This window comes from Butyrivibrio sp. M55, from assembly GCF_900116865.1.
GTDB lineage: Bacteria > Bacillota > Clostridia > Lachnospirales > Lachnospiraceae > Butyrivibrio.
This window is the reverse complement of record NZ_FPCD01000004.1, coordinates 17,173-35,754: the sequence shown is the minus strand read 5'-3', so window position 1 is coordinate 35,754 and position 18,582 is coordinate 17,173. Positions and strand designations below refer to the sequence as shown.

The 18,582-nt window shown below is 39.8% G+C and carries 17 protein-coding genes; 2 read left to right on the top strand and 15 right to left on the bottom strand.

What is annotated here, in order from left to right; translation table 11 throughout:
• Window position 1 precedes the first annotated feature (1 nt).
• Window positions 2-241, bottom strand: a complete 240-nt coding sequence (locus BM398_RS06030; protein ID WP_092336868.1) for a hypothetical protein — start codon at window positions 239-241, stop codon at window positions 2-4.
• Between the two features lie 221 nt (window positions 242-462).
• Complete coding sequence (locus BM398_RS06025; protein WP_175531860.1) at window positions 463-807, bottom strand: helix-turn-helix domain-containing protein; 345 nt, start codon at window positions 805-807, stop codon at window positions 463-465.
• Window positions 808-895: 88 nt separating this feature from the next.
• On the opposite strand from BM398_RS06025, the gene BM398_RS06020 reads away from it, so the two are divergent.
• Window positions 896-1,774, top strand: a complete 879-nt coding sequence (locus tag BM398_RS06020) for a LysR family transcriptional regulator (RefSeq protein WP_092336866.1) — start codon at window positions 896-898, stop codon at window positions 1,772-1,774.
• Between the two features lie 47 nt (window positions 1,775-1,821).
• On the opposite strand, the gene BM398_RS06015 is transcribed toward BM398_RS06020, so the two are convergent.
• From BM398_RS06015 to BM398_RS06000, 4 genes are all read right to left on the bottom strand, one after another.
• Window positions 1,822-3,813: an oxidoreductase gene (locus tag BM398_RS06015; RefSeq protein ID WP_092336865.1), complete on the bottom strand. Its 1,992-nt coding sequence runs from the start codon at window positions 3,811-3,813 to the stop codon at window positions 1,822-1,824.
• Window positions 3,814-4,023: 210 nt separating this feature from the next.
• A complete protein-coding gene (locus tag BM398_RS06010; RefSeq protein ID WP_330390555.1) occupies window positions 4,024-5,655 on the bottom strand; it encodes a glycoside hydrolase family 43 protein in 1,632 nt (543 codons plus the stop codon).
• Window positions 5,639-7,828 carry a DEAD/DEAH box helicase gene (locus BM398_RS06005; protein WP_092336864.1) on the bottom strand — a complete coding sequence of 730 codons (2,190 nt, stop codon included), beginning with the start codon at window positions 7,826-7,828 and terminating at the stop codon, window positions 5,639-5,641. The genes BM398_RS06010 and BM398_RS06005 overlap by 17 nt, the downstream gene beginning before the upstream one ends.
• A gap of 46 nt (window positions 7,829-7,874) precedes the next feature.
• Complete coding sequence (locus tag BM398_RS06000; protein ID WP_092336863.1) at window positions 7,875-9,242, bottom strand: sensor domain-containing diguanylate cyclase; 1,368 nt, start codon at window positions 9,240-9,242, stop codon at window positions 7,875-7,877.
• Between the two features lie 200 nt (window positions 9,243-9,442).
• Between BM398_RS06000 and BM398_RS05995 the strand changes: the two genes are divergently transcribed.
• Window positions 9,443-11,245, top strand: coding sequence for a methyl-accepting chemotaxis protein (locus BM398_RS05995; RefSeq protein WP_092336862.1), 1,803 nt, complete (start codon window positions 9,443-9,445; stop codon window positions 11,243-11,245).
• 60 nt (window positions 11,246-11,305) lie between these two features.
• Here the strand turns inward: BM398_RS05995 and BM398_RS05990 are convergent, their stop codons facing one another.
• The 9 genes from BM398_RS05990 to BM398_RS05950 all read right to left on the bottom strand — a co-directional run bounded on the left by BM398_RS05990 (window position 11,306) and on the right by BM398_RS05950 (window position 18,396).
• Window positions 11,306-11,833, bottom strand: a complete 528-nt coding sequence (locus BM398_RS05990) for a nitroreductase (RefSeq protein ID WP_092336861.1) — start codon at window positions 11,831-11,833, stop codon at window positions 11,306-11,308.
• A 154-nt stretch (window positions 11,834-11,987) separates the two neighbouring features.
• Complete coding sequence (locus BM398_RS05985) at window positions 11,988-12,158, bottom strand: SCP2 sterol-binding domain-containing protein (protein WP_092336860.1); 171 nt, start codon at window positions 12,156-12,158, stop codon at window positions 11,988-11,990.
• A 22-nt stretch (window positions 12,159-12,180) separates the two neighbouring features.
• Window positions 12,181-13,413, bottom strand: coding sequence for an ATP-binding protein (locus BM398_RS05980; RefSeq protein WP_092336859.1), 1,233 nt, complete (start codon window positions 13,411-13,413; stop codon window positions 12,181-12,183).
• Between the two features lie 126 nt (window positions 13,414-13,539).
• Window positions 13,540-14,748 (bottom strand): site-specific integrase, encoded by a 1,209-nt coding sequence (locus BM398_RS05975; protein ID WP_175531859.1) that lies wholly within the window; start codon window positions 14,746-14,748, stop codon window positions 13,540-13,542.
• 477 nt (window positions 14,749-15,225) lie between these two features.
• A complete protein-coding gene (locus BM398_RS05970; protein ID WP_092336857.1) occupies window positions 15,226-16,449 on the bottom strand; it encodes a tyrosine-type recombinase/integrase in 1,224 nt (407 codons plus the stop codon).
• A 171-nt stretch (window positions 16,450-16,620) separates the two neighbouring features.
• On the bottom strand, window positions 16,621-16,848 hold the full coding sequence (locus BM398_RS05965) for a DUF6462 family protein (RefSeq protein WP_092336856.1): 228 nt from the start codon (window positions 16,846-16,848) through the stop codon (window positions 16,621-16,623).
• Between the two features lie 12 nt (window positions 16,849-16,860).
• Window positions 16,861-17,427 (bottom strand): hypothetical protein, encoded by a 567-nt coding sequence (locus BM398_RS05960; protein WP_092336855.1) that lies wholly within the window; start codon window positions 17,425-17,427, stop codon window positions 16,861-16,863.
• A gap of 111 nt (window positions 17,428-17,538) precedes the next feature.
• Window positions 17,539-17,880, bottom strand: coding sequence for a helix-turn-helix domain-containing protein (locus BM398_RS05955; RefSeq protein ID WP_175531858.1), 342 nt, complete (start codon window positions 17,878-17,880; stop codon window positions 17,539-17,541).
• Window positions 17,881-18,153: 273 nt separating this feature from the next.
• Complete coding sequence (locus tag BM398_RS05950) at window positions 18,154-18,396, bottom strand: hypothetical protein (RefSeq protein WP_026513614.1); 243 nt, start codon at window positions 18,394-18,396, stop codon at window positions 18,154-18,156.
• Between the last annotated feature and the right edge of the window lie 186 nt (window positions 18,397-18,582).

Sequence of the window (18,582 nt, the reverse complement as noted above, 5' to 3'; positions counted from 1 at the left end):
CCTAAAAATCAGATAGATCAATAGCAGATGAAACATCTCCCATTTTAAAATTCTCTATTGCTCTATCCATATCTTTTAAAGAATTTGCCGAGATTCCTTTCGGAATAGATAATTCACGTGGTTCAAGTATTATACAGCCATTTTCGTATTCTTTTACATTATAGTACTGATACAACGCACCTCTGAGAGTAATTCTCTTTTTGCTGTCTATATGTACAGTATAATCTTTGATAGCTTCCATAAGGGTCACCTCCAAAACACAGTTTGGTGGGATATCCCACCTATCATTATGATAATACTTATAGCTTACTATGTCAATGAAACCAGTTTTCATCCAATTCACGCAAAAGAAAAAAAGTCCCCAAACATATATCTATCCCATTTGAAACCTCAAGCAAATTCCTTAACGCGCGTTATGTTTTTGCGAATTTTTCTTTTTGTCGAATTATCAGTGTAAAAATATTATTGCATCTTTTCATTTAAAGCATAGATATACCCCAAAAGACGGTTTCTACAATCCCTGTCCATTCTCCTATATTCTACCAAAAGCTCATACTCTTCATCTTTTCGGTAAACAGTTAAATAATCATTATTCAGTGCTTCATTGCTCTCTGATCCTGATATTAAATAATACGGATCTACATGTAATGTATCACAGATCACCTTTAACTTATCGATAGATGGATTTTGCTTTTTTCCTTTCCAACTACTCATTGTACTTTGGGGAATTCCGGTCTTTTCAGAAAACTCTTTTTGAGTCATATCTCTATCACGAACAAGTTGTAAAACTCTCTCTCCAATTGTCATGTACATTCTTCTTTCAGAATAATTCGTTTATTCGATATTATTACATAACACAATTTAAATCAAGAATAAATTTTGCTATTATTTTTTTATGAATACAAGAAATCTAAAATGTTTTCAAATTATATATGAAGAACGAAATCTGCAGGTTGCGGCAAATAAGTTGTTTCTATCACCGCAGGGACTCAGTAAGATCATAAAAAGTCTTGAAGAAGAATGTGGCACTCAGCTTTTTTCAAGAACCAAAGACGGATTTATCCCCACGGAAAGCGGAAAGATCTTTTACGAAAAATCCAAAGCCATAATAAAAAAAATGAATGAGATGTTTACGGAGATCAGAGCTGTAAACGACAGAGAAAAGCGCTTCAGGATTGGATTTGCAGCAGGGACACTACGAGCTGTCGATATTCCTTCTGTGCATTCTTTTATGAAATCTAATCCGGAAATTATTGCAAGTTGGGATGAACAGGAAAACAAGACTGTTTTGAAACGCGTGATAAACGATGAGATAAATTGCGGTCTCGTTGTAGGAAAGCCACAAGTTCCGGGGCTTATGTCAGAGCTTATCAAATCGGTAGATATCGTCCTATACGTTCACAAAGGGCACAGGTTCTGGGACAAACAACAGATCAGTATTACGAAAATCAAAGATGAACCTCTGATTTCCATGAATGAGAAATACCACATATATCACGATTTCATAAACGCCTGCCATATGAATGATTTCAATCCTGAAATTGTCGCAAAGGTTGGCGAAGGTGATTCTATTTACCGCCTTGTAAAAAATCGAATCGGAATTGGCGTCGCTCCCAGATTTTTCAAAGATGATACCGATGTTAAAGCCATCCCCATAACTGACACCTATACTTGGGATGTATATGGCATTTATCTTGAAAACTCACCGGATGCGGAACTTGCAAAGCGTTTTTTGCATCAATGTTCCCATCAAAAAAAACGACGAATGACTTAAACTTAAAGCCATTCGTCGTCTCATTTTATTATGCTATTTCTTTTTTATCAGATATGGTTTGCAACTTCAAATGCATCCCAGATACCGTACATAATGTTAGATACCTGTCTTGCATCTCCAAGGAGATAGATTTCATCCACATCGTTCTTGTACTGATTATAGAGAGTATTTTCACTGGAGTATCCAACGCATAAAACAACGCTGTCTGCAGCAAGTTCTTTTGCGCCGTCTTTAGTTTCAGCCTTAAGAACACCGTTCTTATACTCTGTAACCTTAGCGTCAGTTACAACGTCAATGCCGTTGAAAGGAATAAGCTTCTCAAGCATTTCCTTATTTGCTGAGCAAAGAGGTCCGTTAACTGCCAAGATCTTATCAAGAGCTTCAACAATAGTAACCTTCTTGCCCTTCATTGCAAGGTCAAGTGCAAGCTCACATCCTACAAGTCCGCCACCTACTACAGCTACGTTATCACCTGTTTCCTTCTGTCCAAGAAGTACCTGCTCTGCAGAATATACCTTCTTGTCATCTCCAAGTGAGAACATCTTGGGACGAGAACCTGTAGCAAGAATAACTGCATCAAACTGCTTGTCGAGAATTTCTTTCTCAGTAGCCTTAGTATTAAGGTAAACTTCAACTCCGAGACGTGTCATTTCATCTTCATACCACTTTGCAAGAGCTATATCGTCTTCCTTAAATGAAGGCGCACCGCCGGGGATAAGATTTCCACCAAGTCTGCCTGTAGCCTCATAAAGAACAGGCTCATGACCTCTTTCTGCGAGCACACGTGCAGCCTCAAGTCCTGCAACACCACCACCAACTACAAGCACCTTCTTCTTTTTAACAATGGGATTGTAGCGGTTTAATCTCTCTTTACCTGCCTGAGGGTTAACTGCACAGTTTATAAGTGAATAGCTCTGGATACGTCCCATACAACCTTCCTGACAGCTGATACAAGGACGGATCTGGCTTAAATTGTTTCTGCGAATCTTGTTTACAATATCAGGGTCAGCAAGTGTCGGACGGCCGAGAGATATCATGTCGCAAATATTGCTTTCAAGACACTCAAGCGCAGTATCGGGGTTATCAACACGTCCTGCCATGATAACAGGGATATTTACATTTTCTTTTGTAATTCTTGCAAACTCTTTGTAAGGTGCCTTCTCCATATACATCGGGGGATGATTCCACCACCAAGCATCATATGTTCCGGCATCAACATCAAGAGCATCATAGCCGTATTTCTCAAGAAGCTTAGCAGCCTCGATGCCTTCCTCGATATCACGGCCCTTCTCCTCGAATTCTTCTCCGGGAAGTGCACCTTCACGGAAATCCTTAACCATACTCTTTAATGAGAATCTTAATGCAACAGGGAAATCCCATCCGCAAGTCTTTGCAATTTCTTCACGAATTTCCTTTGCAAATCTAAGTCTGTTTTCAAGTGATCCGCCATATTCATCTGTACGCTGATTGAAGAAAGAAATAGCGAACTGATCGATAAGATATCCTTCATGAACAGCGTGGATCTCAACACCGTCAAATCCCGCACGCTTAGCGTTATAAGCGCCTTTTCCGAAACTCTCTACGATTCCGTGAATTTCTTCAACAGTAAGCGGGCGGCAAGTCTTATCAAGCCATCTGTGAGGAATTGGTGATGCAGATACAGGCGGGAATTCACCTAAGTTTGTAGGAATTGTAACTCGTCCGAATCCACCGCTCATCTGTAAAAAGATCTTTGATCCGTAAGCATGAACACGCTCTGTCATCTCACGGCTGGTTCTTACGAACTGAACCGGATTGTATGTTGAATTGGGTGTATTGGGAAATGAAGGCTTCTCCACCTCTGTATCAGAGAAAGTAACACCTGTGATAATAAGACCGATGCCACCCTGAGCACGTCTGGTGTAGTAATCGATACCTCTGTCATTCCATCCGCCTTCGCAGTCTCCGAGACCAAGCGGTCCCATGGGTGCCATTGCATAGCGGTTTTTGATTTCTAATTTGCCGATTTTGATTGGTTCAAAAAGTCCTTTATATTTCATTGAAACCTCCTTATTATCCGGCACTCTTTGTGGTTCTGCCATATGCCGGTAATTATTGTTAAATATTTGCCATAGATATATTTTAAAATACGGGCTTTTTGATAACCATCAACAAATAGTTGTTGCGTAGCAACGATTTATTTAGGAGAAAAATAGAATCTTCTATCATATAAAAAAATGGAGTAGCTTTCGCCACTCCATTACTCTTTTTCAATATATAAAATTTGAAAAACTAGCGCTACCGCCGATTTCTTTTGTGCTATAGACAAAAAGTCCAAATCGTGCGCCTGTGAAATGATCAAGCTTGAACTCCATTTTGTGGTCGCTTCCAAGTTTTTTTAGATGCTCTTGATCTGTAGTATAGAAAAAAGATACAGTATCATCGGCATGAGGTATAAGGCTTGGTTGCTTGCTTCTTAGGACTGTCCTGTTATCGAAACATGCGCCTGCACAAAGTGTCACAACCGGACTGCCAAGTGGAACGCATCCCACTTCCTCAAAAGTTTCATCATCGCACCGTTCGCCCCAGATGTCTTTTGTTTCAAGTTCTCTTTTTCCCATTACAAGGTAATAAGATGAATCTCTTTTGGTTACTGCTATAAATCCGTATTCACTTTCAAGAAGGCACAGTCCCGCATAGTCTCCGTCTTTAATGTCGCTTGCATCAACAGTAACGCCTGCTTCGCATCCGGGAAAAAGAGTTCTCTGCGTCAAAGTGTTTTTGGCCTGAACCAAGTTGCTGCAGATCTTATCTGTTTTAATAGTAACAGTGCCCTTTTCCAAATCTCTTTTTACAAACGACAGATCAGGTTCATGATTAAACTGCCAGCAGGGTTTAAAGCCAAAGCTTGAAGATTTGTCAGCCCCGTTATAATCTGTTTTAAAATCATCGCTTGATACCAAAGGAGCATATTTGTATTCGGGATTTAAATCTTCAATTTCAAATTCTTCAGGTATTTTACCGCCTTCACCGAAAACAGGAAAATCGACTTCTTTGCCTTCATCTGTTGTTATCTTTCCCCAGGTCACCGGCATAAGGCACGGGATTCTTCCTACTGCGCCACTGTCCTGAAAGAGGATGCCGTACCACTTTCCCGACGGACTATCAACAATCCCGCCCTGGGCTACGCCTGAATTTCTATAGCCTCTGTCATCATCCATAACATCTTTGCCATAGTACGGACCTTCAGGCTTATCTGCCACGAATACCGCCTCGGTTCTTTTTCCCGTGGCCTTTGGCATATGAATCAAAAAAATGTAGTATTTACCACCTATTTTGTAAAAATGAGAGCCTTCATATCCAAGATATACTTCATTCTTATCAGATATGATCAACTTTTCAGGCTCGGTTCCTACATCTGTCAGATGCATGGCTTCATCAAATTTAAGTTCTTTCAGATAAATGTCCGTGTTTCCATAAACGATATAAACCTTCCCGTCATCATCAAACAAAATAGAGTTGTCATGATAAAAGCCTTCGAGAGTATATTTCTCCCACGGACCCTCTATATCTTTTGACTGATAGATATAGGTCTTATGTGTGTCATTAGCTACAAAGCATACGTAGTACACACCCTCATGATAGCTAAGGCTTGCAGCCCACATACCACAGCCGTATACATTTTCTTTTCCCTCTAACTTCTGAGCATCGGTGCCATCCAGCGTATCATATACATATGCGGCGTGCTCCCAATTCACAAGGTCATATGAGCGAAGTATCTCGCACCCCGGCATAAAGTACATAGTGGTGCTTACCATATAGTAAGTATCGCCGACTCTAATCACTTCAGGATCAGGGTAATCAAGTTTTGTAATGGGGTTGATGTTATTCATTGTTGTCATCTTGTAATTCTCTTTGTGATAGTTGTGGTAAATATTTTTGTCTTTCTTTTTCAATTGCTTTAGTAATCCATTCTTTGTCCATTATGTTATCGAAAGCGCCTGCAACTATGGACTCATCAGCATAGTTATCAAATTCCGCCTGTTTCTCATCAAGGATCAGCATCATCTCATCATCTATAGTATCAGGACATAACAGCCTGTATACAAGCACGTTTCTGACCTGTCCCATTCTGTACACTCTCGAAAGCGCCTGGCTTTCCAAAGACGGTTTGATCTGCGGTTCGCAAAACACCACTATACTGGCAGTCTGAATATTTAATCCGACGCCTCCGGCAATTATCTGGCTAACAAGAACACTTCCTCCGGGAGCCTCACCCAGCTTATCCACAAGAAACTGCCTCGTGCTCATCTTAGTGTCTCCGCTGATCACACCTATGCATCTTCTTCCAAGAAGATCACTGACTTTAGATATTGTTTCTCTAAAGAAAGAATATATGATAACCTTTCTTCCTTCACTTTCTGCCTGATCAAGAAGTTCCAGAAGTCGCATGCACTTTGATGATGTAGTCATGTCATCCTGAAGAAAAGAAACCCTTCTCATATCGGAGAATCTTCCACTTACAATCGCATCTTTATAGGTGTCTTTATCTGTATCTGTAAGGCTGCACCACTCCTGTTCCTGTGCGATTTCCGGAAGTTCCTTAAGAACCTGCTGCCTTGTTCTTCTGATATATACCGGTGCCAAGCTTTCTTTAAACTGCGGCAAGTGACTGATATTTGCCAGTGCCTTTACCTGCTCTGTCATATCGGGTCGAACAAAATCAATCAGGTTGCACATCTCGTCAACGCTGTTTTCAAGCGGCGTTCCTGTCATCAAAAGAATTCTCTCAGACTCATTATCAAGCCTTCGAATGTACATAGTTCTTTTGGCATCAGGATTCTTCATGTAGTGCGCTTCATCTATAACCAACATGGAAAGAGACATATGATTATCTATGCGATCTACAATCTTTCCCATGGACTCGTAGTTGGTTATTGCAGCACCGCCATTATCCTGCCATCTTTCAAAAGATTCTTCAAGTGTCTGACCATGTATGATAAAAGCCTCTATCCTGCTGAATTTCTTTAGTTCCCTTGCCCAGTTTATAAGCACGCTGGCAGGGCAAACGATCAGAAAATAACATTTCTTTTGCTGCGTCGCCTGTATATGAGCCATTGCAGCAATAGCCTGGATTGTCTTTCCAAGTCCCATCTCATCGCCAAGAAGAACCTTCCTCTGATGTAAAATATATTTTGCTCCAAATATCTGATAAGCCCTAAGCGATCCACTAAATCCATCCAAATTAAGAGCTGTTTCATTTATCTCTTCTGCAAGCTGCGCCGGAATACTGTCATATACAAAAGGCTTGTTGCCGGTCATATTGCCAAGGCTCTCCAGCAGCACATAGAATTCAGCGCTATTCCTGTTAAAAGCCTCCATGGCCGCAACCTTAGTTGTATGAGATGCTTCCTGATACAGATTAATGGCATGAAGCATATTATCAAAGAAAGAGCTACTCACAAACTCATATATGTCTTCAGCCATAGTCACGGTATTCTGCTTAGAAACACCTGAGGAAAAGATCCAGTGGAACCCGTTTCTTATCATCCCGCTGTTCTTTATCCTCTGAGCATAATCATCAAGATTTGATGCACCTTCCGAAACATCTCTTCTTACTTTTTCGCTATTAAGATAATTAGCAAGTTCTGTAATAAGCTCAGCATTGTCGTCTGCATTTTCAGACTTATCATCCGGATCAAGACGGATTATCACTCTTGACGCCAGGCTATTGGCAAATTCAGTAACGACATTTCTTATCGCCTCTGTCTGTTTCTCTCCTATACCATCAAGAGACTGTATTTCATAGTCAGTAGCCTTTGCCAACTGTCCCAGGCTCGTATAACCTGCATCCATAAGTGCCTGAACACGGATTCCTGCTCTTGCTTTTTTTAGCTCATCCACAGGAATATCAAAAAGTTCCTTCCGAGCCTCGATTCCTGCAATCTTATTGCAAAGTTGCTTGATATTACCTTCCTGCAATGCCCGGTCATTATAGATATTTTTAAATGCCGTGTTTGCATCATCAATTGCTTTTATTAACTTCTTTATGTCTTTGAAATTTGGTTTATCCATATGAATCACAGGATTACTCAGGTTGCTCCGTTTCTACATTTTCTATCTATTTTATACAGTTCTTTAAAAACTTCTTGTTTTCATACATCCTTTTGTCAGCAATTTCAAATACTGCTGCCACACAATCTTCTTGGTCAAATTTTGCCATACCACAGGCAACGACTACTCCGCCGTTTATAAGAGCATCCTTATTATGCCGTGCAATTACATCTACTAGTTCCTCGCTTCGAGCATAGTCCTCATCCTGCGAAATAACCACAAATTCATCGCCCCCGACTCTGTAAACAGGGCTGCGCTTAAAAATATTGCAGATTATGTCACACGCATCACATATATACTTATCTCCGGCTTCATGCCCTTCAGTATCATTAATTTTCTTAAGATCATTTACATCCAAAACCACAATCGCGAACTCAGGCTGACGCTGCTCCTGAATTCTTTGATTCATGATACTCTCTCTTACCTTATATGCATTCTTGTTCTTGATGCCTGTAAGCGAATCGATCTCAGCCATATTCTGCACAAGCGCAAGCTTCTCCGTATATTCACGTTTAATGCGCATAGCATCAGTCACATCCTGACACAGACCTAACAAGCATTCCCTTCCGGTATCATCTGTAAACTTAAGCTTTGTTGTCTGAAACTGTCTCGGATTGCCGGCCGCATCAGGCACGTCCTCATAGAAAATATACGGTCCATCCATCGCAAGAGCTTTCTTATCATCCTCTATAAAATGAATAGCAGTCTCTTCGTCAAAAATCTCTAAATCAGTCAGCCCTACAACACCTTCCGGAGTTTCTTTATTTGCATACTCGGCAAAGGCTTGATTACAAGCAAGGTATTTCCCTGTGTCTACATCTTTTGAAAATGTCATGGCCGGCATATTGGTCAAAAGATCTGAAAGCGATTTCTTAAGACTCATTATCTTTCGGCTTGCATCAGCCTCTTTCCTAAGGCGCTCATTCTCCTGCTGAAGTCTCGCATATTCTGCTGAAATATCCTCATTTTCATTTATACTTTCGCCAACAAAAGCTCCCTGATCCGTGTACCAGACAAAAGCAAGTCTTGTGCCGTCTTCTTTGTAAATGTGCCTGCCATATGAATGGACTACTCTGTATTCTCCATCCTTTTTTTGCCTGTAGATTACATCAAATACGCCGCCCTCTGCCAAAAAGCAATTTACAGCCTCAACTATAGAAGACAGATCATCGGGATGTACATTACGATATATGTCATCATTTACAAGATTATAGATTTCTTTTTTATCCACATCCTCATATCCTGAAAGCTCCAAAAAACCTTCAGACATGACTATTGTAACCACTTTCCCATCAATACACTGGTAAATTGCAAAGGGAATCGGGCTGCTTTCCAATAACTTTAGTTCTTCATCACTATACCTGTACTTTTCCAAGAGAGCCACCTCCTGTATAAGACAACAAAGAAACTACTTTCCATAATATATTTTATCATGTAATAGCCCGTCCCCATCATTATTGCGATTATTTTATGAATAATTAACAAAGTTGCGTTTACCGCTCACCATATTAGTGATATAGTCTAATAAGAGATAACGATATTGCGATAACATTAATCAAAAGAAAGGACGTTCTTATGGAGAAAAAAAGCGGTTCTTTGATGTTACCTATCGTCGGATCTATCATCCTTGCAGTAGTGATCACTGCTTTTTCCATCGCCGGTTTTAATATGTACAGCACCATCAAGACCAATGCTTCCCAGGCACAGGCCTACGAGAACAGGCTTAGGGAAGATATTATGTCTGAGCTAAAAAATGAAACGCAGGAAGCCATGAGCATTTGTCAGATTATGTATGACAGATCTCAAGCCGGTACAATGTCTCTGGAAGAAGCTCAATTAGAAGCTGCCAATATCATCAGAGAGCTAAAGTATAATGATGGATCAGGCTACTTTTGGGTTGATACTTCTGAAGGCATTAACGTGGTTCTTTTAGGCAGAGATACTGAAGGACAATCAAGATGGGACAGCGTTGACCCTAACGGCACGTACTTTATCCAGGAAATGATAAAAAATGGTATGCAGTCCGGAGGCGGTTACACAAATCTTATGTTTGCTAAGCCCAATGAAACCGAGCCTCTTCCCAAGATCAACTATACAGCATATTTCGAGCCTTTTGACTGGGTTATGGGCACCGGCGTATGGGTTGATTATATTGATACGCTTAAGAGTGAATATACAGCAGAATCCGGCAAAGCGCTTGCAGCCACCATCAGAAACAGCATTATTACCATGATAATTCTTTTGCTCATCGGAATTGCCATCGCAGCATATATGGGAAAAAGAATTACCACTCCCATTAAACTTGCTACAAGCCAGATGGTCAGAATGTCCAATAATGATTTTTCTGATAATGAAGAAATGAATAGCGTCCGAGCGCTTCCTGCCAGAGAGAACAATGAAATCGGACAGATTGCAAAGGCACTTGACCTTATGCACAACAACATAAGAGAACTTATGCTAAAAATCTCTGACACAACCTCTTACGTAGCATCAGCATCTGAAGAGCTCTCATCAAGCGCATCGCAATCCGCGAAAGCCAGTGAAATGGTTGCTACCTCCTGCACTTCAGTTGCCGAGTCATGTTCCGGACAGATAACCTCTGTAGCGGAAGCAAGTAACGAAACACAGGCATTTGTAAATAACATGCAGGAATTCCAGGATGCGATCAACAAGACCACTGAAATGATAAAAACCACTAATGAAGCTGCTACCAAGGGTGCTTCTGACATGACCAATGCCACAAATATGATGAGTTCAATCAAAAATTCCGTGGAAAGCACTGCCTCTGTAGTAGAAGCCTTAGGTGATCAGCTCAAGAATATCGATACTTTTGTTGATACCATAGCAGAAATAGCAAGCCAGACCAACCTTCTTTCCCTCAATGCCAGCATAGAAGCTGCAAGAGCCGGAGAAATGGGTAAAGGTTTCGCGGTTGTTGCCAGCGAGATCAGCAAACTTGCCGACCAGTCCAATGAAGCTGCTTCAAAGATCACGGAACTGATTGATGAAATAATGCACAACTCCGACGAAGCTGTTTCTTCAATGCGTCAGGGTGCTCAGGACGTTGTATCCGGAACAGAAACCGTCAACGACGCAGGAAATACCTTCAACAGTATCGTAGATATGGTATACTCCATTTCCGAGCAATCAGAAAGAATGAGTGAAATTGTCAACCAGCTTTCTGAAGGCACCGACACCATTGCCAGCAACATCAGCAAGATAGAGGATATGAGCGCCAGCGTTGCAGATGAAACCCAGAACGTTTCCGCCGCTTCACAGGAACAAACCGCTTCCTCGCATGAAGTTGCAGAAGCTTCCGATAAACTTGCCAGCAATGCCCAAGACCTGCAGGAGTTCGTTTCCAAATTCTCACTTTGATAAACAAAAAGCCGGATGCTTTCTATATTTGACAGGAAGCATCCGGTTTTTATTATTCTATTATTCTACGTAGTAAACATAGTTTTCTTTTCTGGGAGCAGCATCCTTTGCAGGTTCAGCAGCATAACCAAGTGCACAGTGGCCGATTCCCTCGAAGTTGCCTTCAACTCCTAATTTCTTAAGGAGGTCCTTTCCAAACTCAGAATCAAACTCTTCTTTTGCTCTGTGAATCCATATGCTGGCAACACCGAGACTCTCTGCAGCATTCATAAGATTTCCCATTACAAGAGATCCATCATAAATATATGTGGGAACATCCTTATTAGCAAGGACAATCAGTACAACCGGAGCTCCATAGAATGGATCAAATTCTTCGTTCCAACCACCAATCTTTCTGTTCTCATCTGAAAGAGCATCTCGAAGCTCTTTATTCGTAACCGCGATGATAATTGGACTCTGCTTACCCATTCCTGTCGCAGCATATGTTCCTGCCTTTACTATGGCATCAAGATCTTCCTTTTTCACCATGTCCGGCTTAAAACTTCTGCAGCTTCTCCTTGTTTCCAAAACTTTCAGTGTCTCGTTCATATTCTGCTTCCTCCGTTTCTTTACTCATCTATCTAGTCCTCTATTTTGCAATATTAAATTGTGTGCAATCTTTATTATATTTATTTCACCTAAAAAATCAAGCCCCTAACTTCATAAAAAGTCAGAGACTCTGTTTTTCATCATTATATCCGGGTTACTTAAGCAGCTTTGATAATTCCAAAGCCTTTCCAACATCACCATCAACCTTAAGCTTGCCAATTGTAAATGCTGCAACAGGATCAAGTTTGCCTGAGATCAGCTTGTTAAAATCATCAGAATTGATAGTAATTGCGCAGTTTCTGTCGTGATAGTCATAGGGCTCCACGTCTTTTTTACCTCTTTATCTTCTAATCAAACTTTTTTCCATCAGCCATAAATTCAGGAATATTAACATGCTTTATTCCGTTTCTCTTTTGAATAGGATCATTTCTGGTCAAAAGATATTTCGGATAATTATCATGAATCATCTCAAACGGAGCATACTCACGATCCTCAGTCTTGATATCATTCATTATCGTCATTGATACTTGTACATAGCTGTAATCCATATTGGAATCTCGCAAAATGAAATCACATTCCAACTTACCAATTCTTCCAATGCTTATTTTATAACCTTTAGAAAGCGCATAGCAATATACTATATTTTCAAGGATAGGCCCGTAATTAATCCTGTTATCAGTATTCGTTGCGAACCAAAATCCCAAATCTGAAAGGTAATATTTTTGCGCACAGCCGATAGATTTTTTTGACTTCAAATCAAAGCGCTTGCATTCATATATAATTTTCGAATCCTTGAGAATTTCAATATAATGTACTAATGTGTTTCTCTTAATAGAAATCCCCGCTCTGTTCAAAGACTCCAAAAGATTTGTTATGCTGCTGGTTGCACCAAAATTATTGATAATATACTGCTGCACCTTCTGAAAACCGGATACATTACGTATTTTTACTCTTCTTTTGATATCCTTTTCGAATATTTCCTTGATTACACTATCAATATATTTTCTCCTATCTTCTTCATTGTCATACGTAAGAGCCTGTGGAAATCCACCTTCATGGATATAATGGTCAAGTTCTGTTGTAAGATTCTCAACTTCTTTTCCAAGAAACTTTTTCATATCCAAGTATTCTTCAAAAGTCAGCGTCAGCATCTCAAACTCTATATATCTTCCTGTAAGTTTTGTTACCAACTCCCCACTCAAAAGATATGCATTAGAGCCTGTGATAAAAATAGAAAACTCATCCTCTAGTCGGTAAGCATTAAGCACTTCCTCAAATCCATCTACATTCTGTACTTCATCTATAAACAGATACTTAAGTCCTTTAGCTGTTGCCCTTTCATCAATAACCTTTTCAAGTTGATCCTGAGTCTTAACATTTTTAAAGCCTCTTTTATCCAAGTCAATAAAAATTATGTTTTCATCCTCAACACCTGATTCGGTAAGTTCCTGAGCAATCGTTGCCATAAGGCAAGACTTCCCACATCTACGTACCCCCGAAATTACTTTTATCATGCTTGCATCATTATAAAATCCTCGGATTCTTTTTAAATAGTTTTCTCGTTTATAATACTTCTTCATATCATCCTCTAACCCTGTTTTAAAGGGGTGTATTTTTAACATTTTATATTTTTTATCCCCTTAACTGCCATTTTACTTCATTGATATAATTTTCGTCAACAAAGAGAAAGATTTCTTTTTCAGATTTCAAATCCACTTGGACGAAAATTCTCTCCTCGCAAATTCTTCATCTACTCTGGTATAGATATCGAGAGTTGTGGATATATCGCTCTGCCCAAGCAGCATCTGCATAACCTTTAGATTTACATTTTCTTCACACAATATATTTGCAAAAGTATGGCGAAAAGAATGCGTTGTAAGCTTAGGAAGTATTACAACATTCCCATGTTTATTGTATATATCACTGTCATTAAATGCCTGCACTATTCTCTCAAGCGCTCTGTTTACAGGAGCCTGTGTGATAGGATTTCCTTCTCTTGTCAAAAATACAAAATCTGTATATCCATCTACAACTGACTTACATACTATATTGTTACTACTTTGATATTCTTTTTCCTGCTTCAGAAGAGTAAATGCTTTTTTCTTCAGCGGTATCTTGCGATAACCTGCAGCCGTTTTAGGAGGAGTTGCCTTTAACCTTGCCTTTTTATCATGAGTTCTGTTGCAATAAATAATTGCATGATCAATAGATACTTCTCTGTTTTTATAATTAATATCTTGCCATCTTAATCCTGACATTTCGCTTATACGCATTCCTGTATTTATAAAAAAATAAATCAGGGGATACCAATGACTGTATACCTCTGATTTCTTGACAAAATCTAATAATAAATCTGCTTCTTCTTTATATATACCTTTTCTGTTACTGATATGTTTGGAATGGTCGCGTTCAAAATCACGCGCCGCATGCTCTGCAGGATTTGAAAGAATAAACCCCGCTTCTTTAGCAGATCTGAATATCTGGAAAAGTACATTCTGAATTTTGCCTATAGTATCACCCGATACTCTCTTATCAACTACCAAAGCAGTATAATGACATTTAATATCAAAAGTTGTAATCTCATCTATATATCTTTTCCCCAATTCACCTCTGATATAAGCGTTATACAGGTACTCATAGCCCTCCATAGTTTGTTCCGCCAGATTACCTTTTGACATTTTCCAAACTTCGAATTGATTATCCAATGTCTTATCACCAAACATCTTTTTAACCTCAAGATGTTCCAAATAAAGCAATTTTGCCTCCGCTCCCCTGAGTTCAGAAAGTCTATTCGCATATATCCATTTTACTTTGCCATATCGATCCACATATCTGTATTCATATCTTCCATCTTTTCTTAAATATTCGCCTCGAAACAGCGCTTGTCCATTACAATCTAAGCGTATATCAGCCATAATCACACCTCCTTTCAACTCGCAATATCTTTCCATTAAATATATCGGTTTAACCGTAGTCAAAATTTAGTCAAAAAAACCCTGCAGATTGCTCTGCAGGGTGCATACTTACTGTATTTTTTAATCTATGTGCTTGAGCGTCGGGAACGTTATATCGTTAACTTCCACGCTTAATCATGTAAATCCATACTCATCCATTACGAACTTTTCTGATCCATTTTGAACTACCACCGAAATCCACCGAAAGCCCTAAAAATGCTGTCCTACGTGTGGCTATCCACTTTTTCTGTGGTCATCGGTGTTGGTCATCCAATGAAGACCGATCGTATGCAGTCTTGTCCAATCAAGACACTTTGACTACATTTTTCACAAAATTACATCTCGCTATTTATGAGTTCAGTCCTACACTCATATGTTTATGAGTATTGAACCACCTTCACATTGTAACACTCCATTTTAATCCTTTCAAGGACTTTTTTATATAATGATTTTGCCTTCCAGCTGAGCCATAATCTCCTGCTTCTTTTCCTTCGTGGCATCCGCGTAGATATTCATGGTCGTAGTGATATCCCTATGTCCCATGATTGACTGGATTACCTTGATGTTGCTCTCATTCTCACAGAGCCTTGTACAGAACGTATGGCGTAAGATATGGCATGAGATTTCTTCAGGCAACAAAAAAGGTTTCCTTCCTTCTACTGCAGCTTTCTTGATTTCCGTGTCATTGTATTCATTGACCGCACTATGAATTGCCCTGTTCACTGCTCCCGGTAAAAGAACTGCATTATTGCTTGAGATAAAGATAAAATCCTTACAGCCGTCAATCTCTTCCTCACAAAAGCCCAGTACTTTTTGAAACTCATATTCCATAAGGAAAGCATCAAATACATCCTGAACCATCGGTATATCTCTTGTTCCTGCATAAGTCTTGGTGCTCTGAACTCGTTTCTTGCATTCACCAAATTCATCAGGTCTGTCACTTAAAGTCCTCTCAACATGGATTATCCTATTCTCAAAATCAACGCTGTTCCAATCAAGAGCAAGTGCTTCACCTATACGCATTCCGGTTCCTAAAAGAACTGTCATGAGAGGAAGCCATCCCATGTATGTCGGATTATGCCTAAAGATATCCATAAAGGCCTGTTGCTCTTTTACTGTAAGTGCTTTTCTATCAGGCTTCTCCCAAAACTTACTGCGCTTTATCTCGGTCATCACTTCATCCGTAGGATTCATCCTGATAAGCCCATCACGCACAGCCATCTGAAATGCCGGTCTGAGGATCGTATGAACATGATCGACTGTCGTTGCTTTAAGCCCACGCTCAATGATGAGTCCATAATAATACTTCTTCACATCAGAATACTTCACATCAACAATCTTGCGTTTGCCAAAATCATCTTTGATATATGTCTTGTAGACATTCATATAGGTTCCCTTGGTCGTCAACTTAAGATTATGCTTTGTGCTAAGATAATTCTCCACCATGTGATTGACTTCGATATGCTTTGCCTTATAAGGATCAAGTCCATCATCATAATCTCTAGTAAGTTTCTTTTCTGCCTCTCTAAGTTCGACCAAAGTCTTTCTATATATATAATGTCTTTTACCCATACGGTCTGTATAGGCATATGTATATCTTCCATCCTTACGCTGGCTCTCACCGGTATTGAGCTTGTACCCTTTTGAATCTTTTCTGTACATCACGTTCAGTCTCCCTTCTTATATCAATAAAGAAGAGGAATGATCGGTTCATACAATGATTATAATCCGCGACATTCCTCTGTTTCAATCCATTTTTATCCTCTGTCTCTGCCGCAAAGCCGCATGAATGTTGCTGTTTGGACTGTCATGGACAACATTGGATTCCTATGGTTAATTATTTGAATCACAAAAATTTTCAAGATATTCATCGACTTTCTGTGTGTTGACCAGCACCCTTCTCTTGATGTGATAAACGGCTCCCGCATCCTTTGCAAGTTGCTCAAAAGTATGTAGTCCTACAGAATATAGATCTTTTCCTTCTTTATAAGAAACAAATTTCTTCTGCCCTGCTGATACCGCTCCACTTACATTCTCAAGTGCACTTATTCTCTTTGGCATACCCATTCCTCCTTAAGCTCCTTTGCGACGATCTTCCCTCATATAAACAATCGCAAGTTTCCTGACTTTACTCCGATTTCTATTAAGCCTGTGCTTTGTTGCTTCATATCCGCTGTTACTGTCATCTGCTATAGTGCTGATATCCCTTGTTCCATTAAGAGCATCTGTCAGCTCAGCTCTCTGTCTCGGTCTAAGGTGTTCGATTGCTTTGATTATCGCGAAATAATCACTCCTCATGATTCTTAAAGTTTCAATCTCTATCCTGTGATCAAGATCTTCATCCGCTCCCTTTAAAGCATTGACAATACTGCCTATCCGCATATCATTTAAAAGATCTATATTCCCGGCAGCGCTGTTACCTGTCGGATCACTGCAACCTGACGTCTGTACCCTGATGCCGATATCTCCTCTTTCATTTCTCTTGTTATAAAGTTTTTCTTCCTTCAACGTATCACGTAGTCCTTCCTCAAACATCTCTACCAGCCTGATAAAATTGTCAAAGTGTTCAAAGATGATGTCGATTCTTTTGAAGTCCTCCGCCTCTGCATATATCTTTACAATACTTCTTGCATCCGACATTTCATCCTCCTTCCACCAACATTTCCTAGGACACTTTTATGATATCTCCTGTACCTTCTCCAAAACGTCGATATTCCCGACACCTGTTCGAGATTTCAGACAAGTAAACGCCTATATTAAAGAAAGAACTCTCACCTGCTCAATAGCAACCTTCCGTGCCCTTGGATTCCTGATAGAATAGAAAGCCTGCAACATTGCATCCACTTCAGTTGCATATTCTTTCTTCTCCTTGTCTCCTGAGCCAAATAAAATCCAGTCAGACGATACATCAAAAAATGATGCGTAATCAATCACGTTTGCTGAAGACAGCGCCCGCTTTCCCGATTCAAATTCCGATACCATACTGCGACTTCCAAATCTTAACTTCCTTGCCAGCTCTTCCTGACTCATTCCTTTTTGTACTCTGAGCATTCTTACTCTTTCACCGATTGACCGCATGTTGTTTGTTTCCATATCCCCCTCCGATCTGGAGTCCCAAAACGGAAACATACTTAGCCAATAGCAGATATCTCAAGGTACAAAAATAGAGCCTGCAAAACATAATAGACCTAAGGTCAAAACCTTTCGGTATATTTCCGTTTTGCAGGCTCCTTCGATGTTACGTGCCACGCACGACTCTTTAAGCTCTTGGCAATACTTTTGATAAATGATGCTGTTCCTCGCTCTATGGCACTGCACTAGTCCATCAATTACCTCAATCTATATGAAATTGTAAATATAAGGCTACTAATAAGCTTCTATCGCAAGCCCTAACAGCTCTTTATGATACCTATGGAGTATCTCGATCAGCGCTTCATTCTCATCTTTAACAATAGTAGTAACAAACCTTTTGGTCGCACAAATCCTGAGCACCGATCCGCAGACATCACACTTTTCAACACATGACGCGAATTCCGCTCGCATGATCTTATTTCCGCATACTGGGCAATTCACCCACAGTTCGCCTGTTTCCGGTATTTTAGTTTTCATAACCTTCTACCCCATACTCTTTCCACAGATTAAGGAACATATTGCATACAATAACCAATTGACTACCGGTCTTAATCTGTATGTCCACACTACGCAAGCGCTATCCCTACATAGTCAGATGTATGAAAGTAATAAAGAACTATTATGCGATCATCCCTAATCTATTTTACTAAAACAACGTAAAAA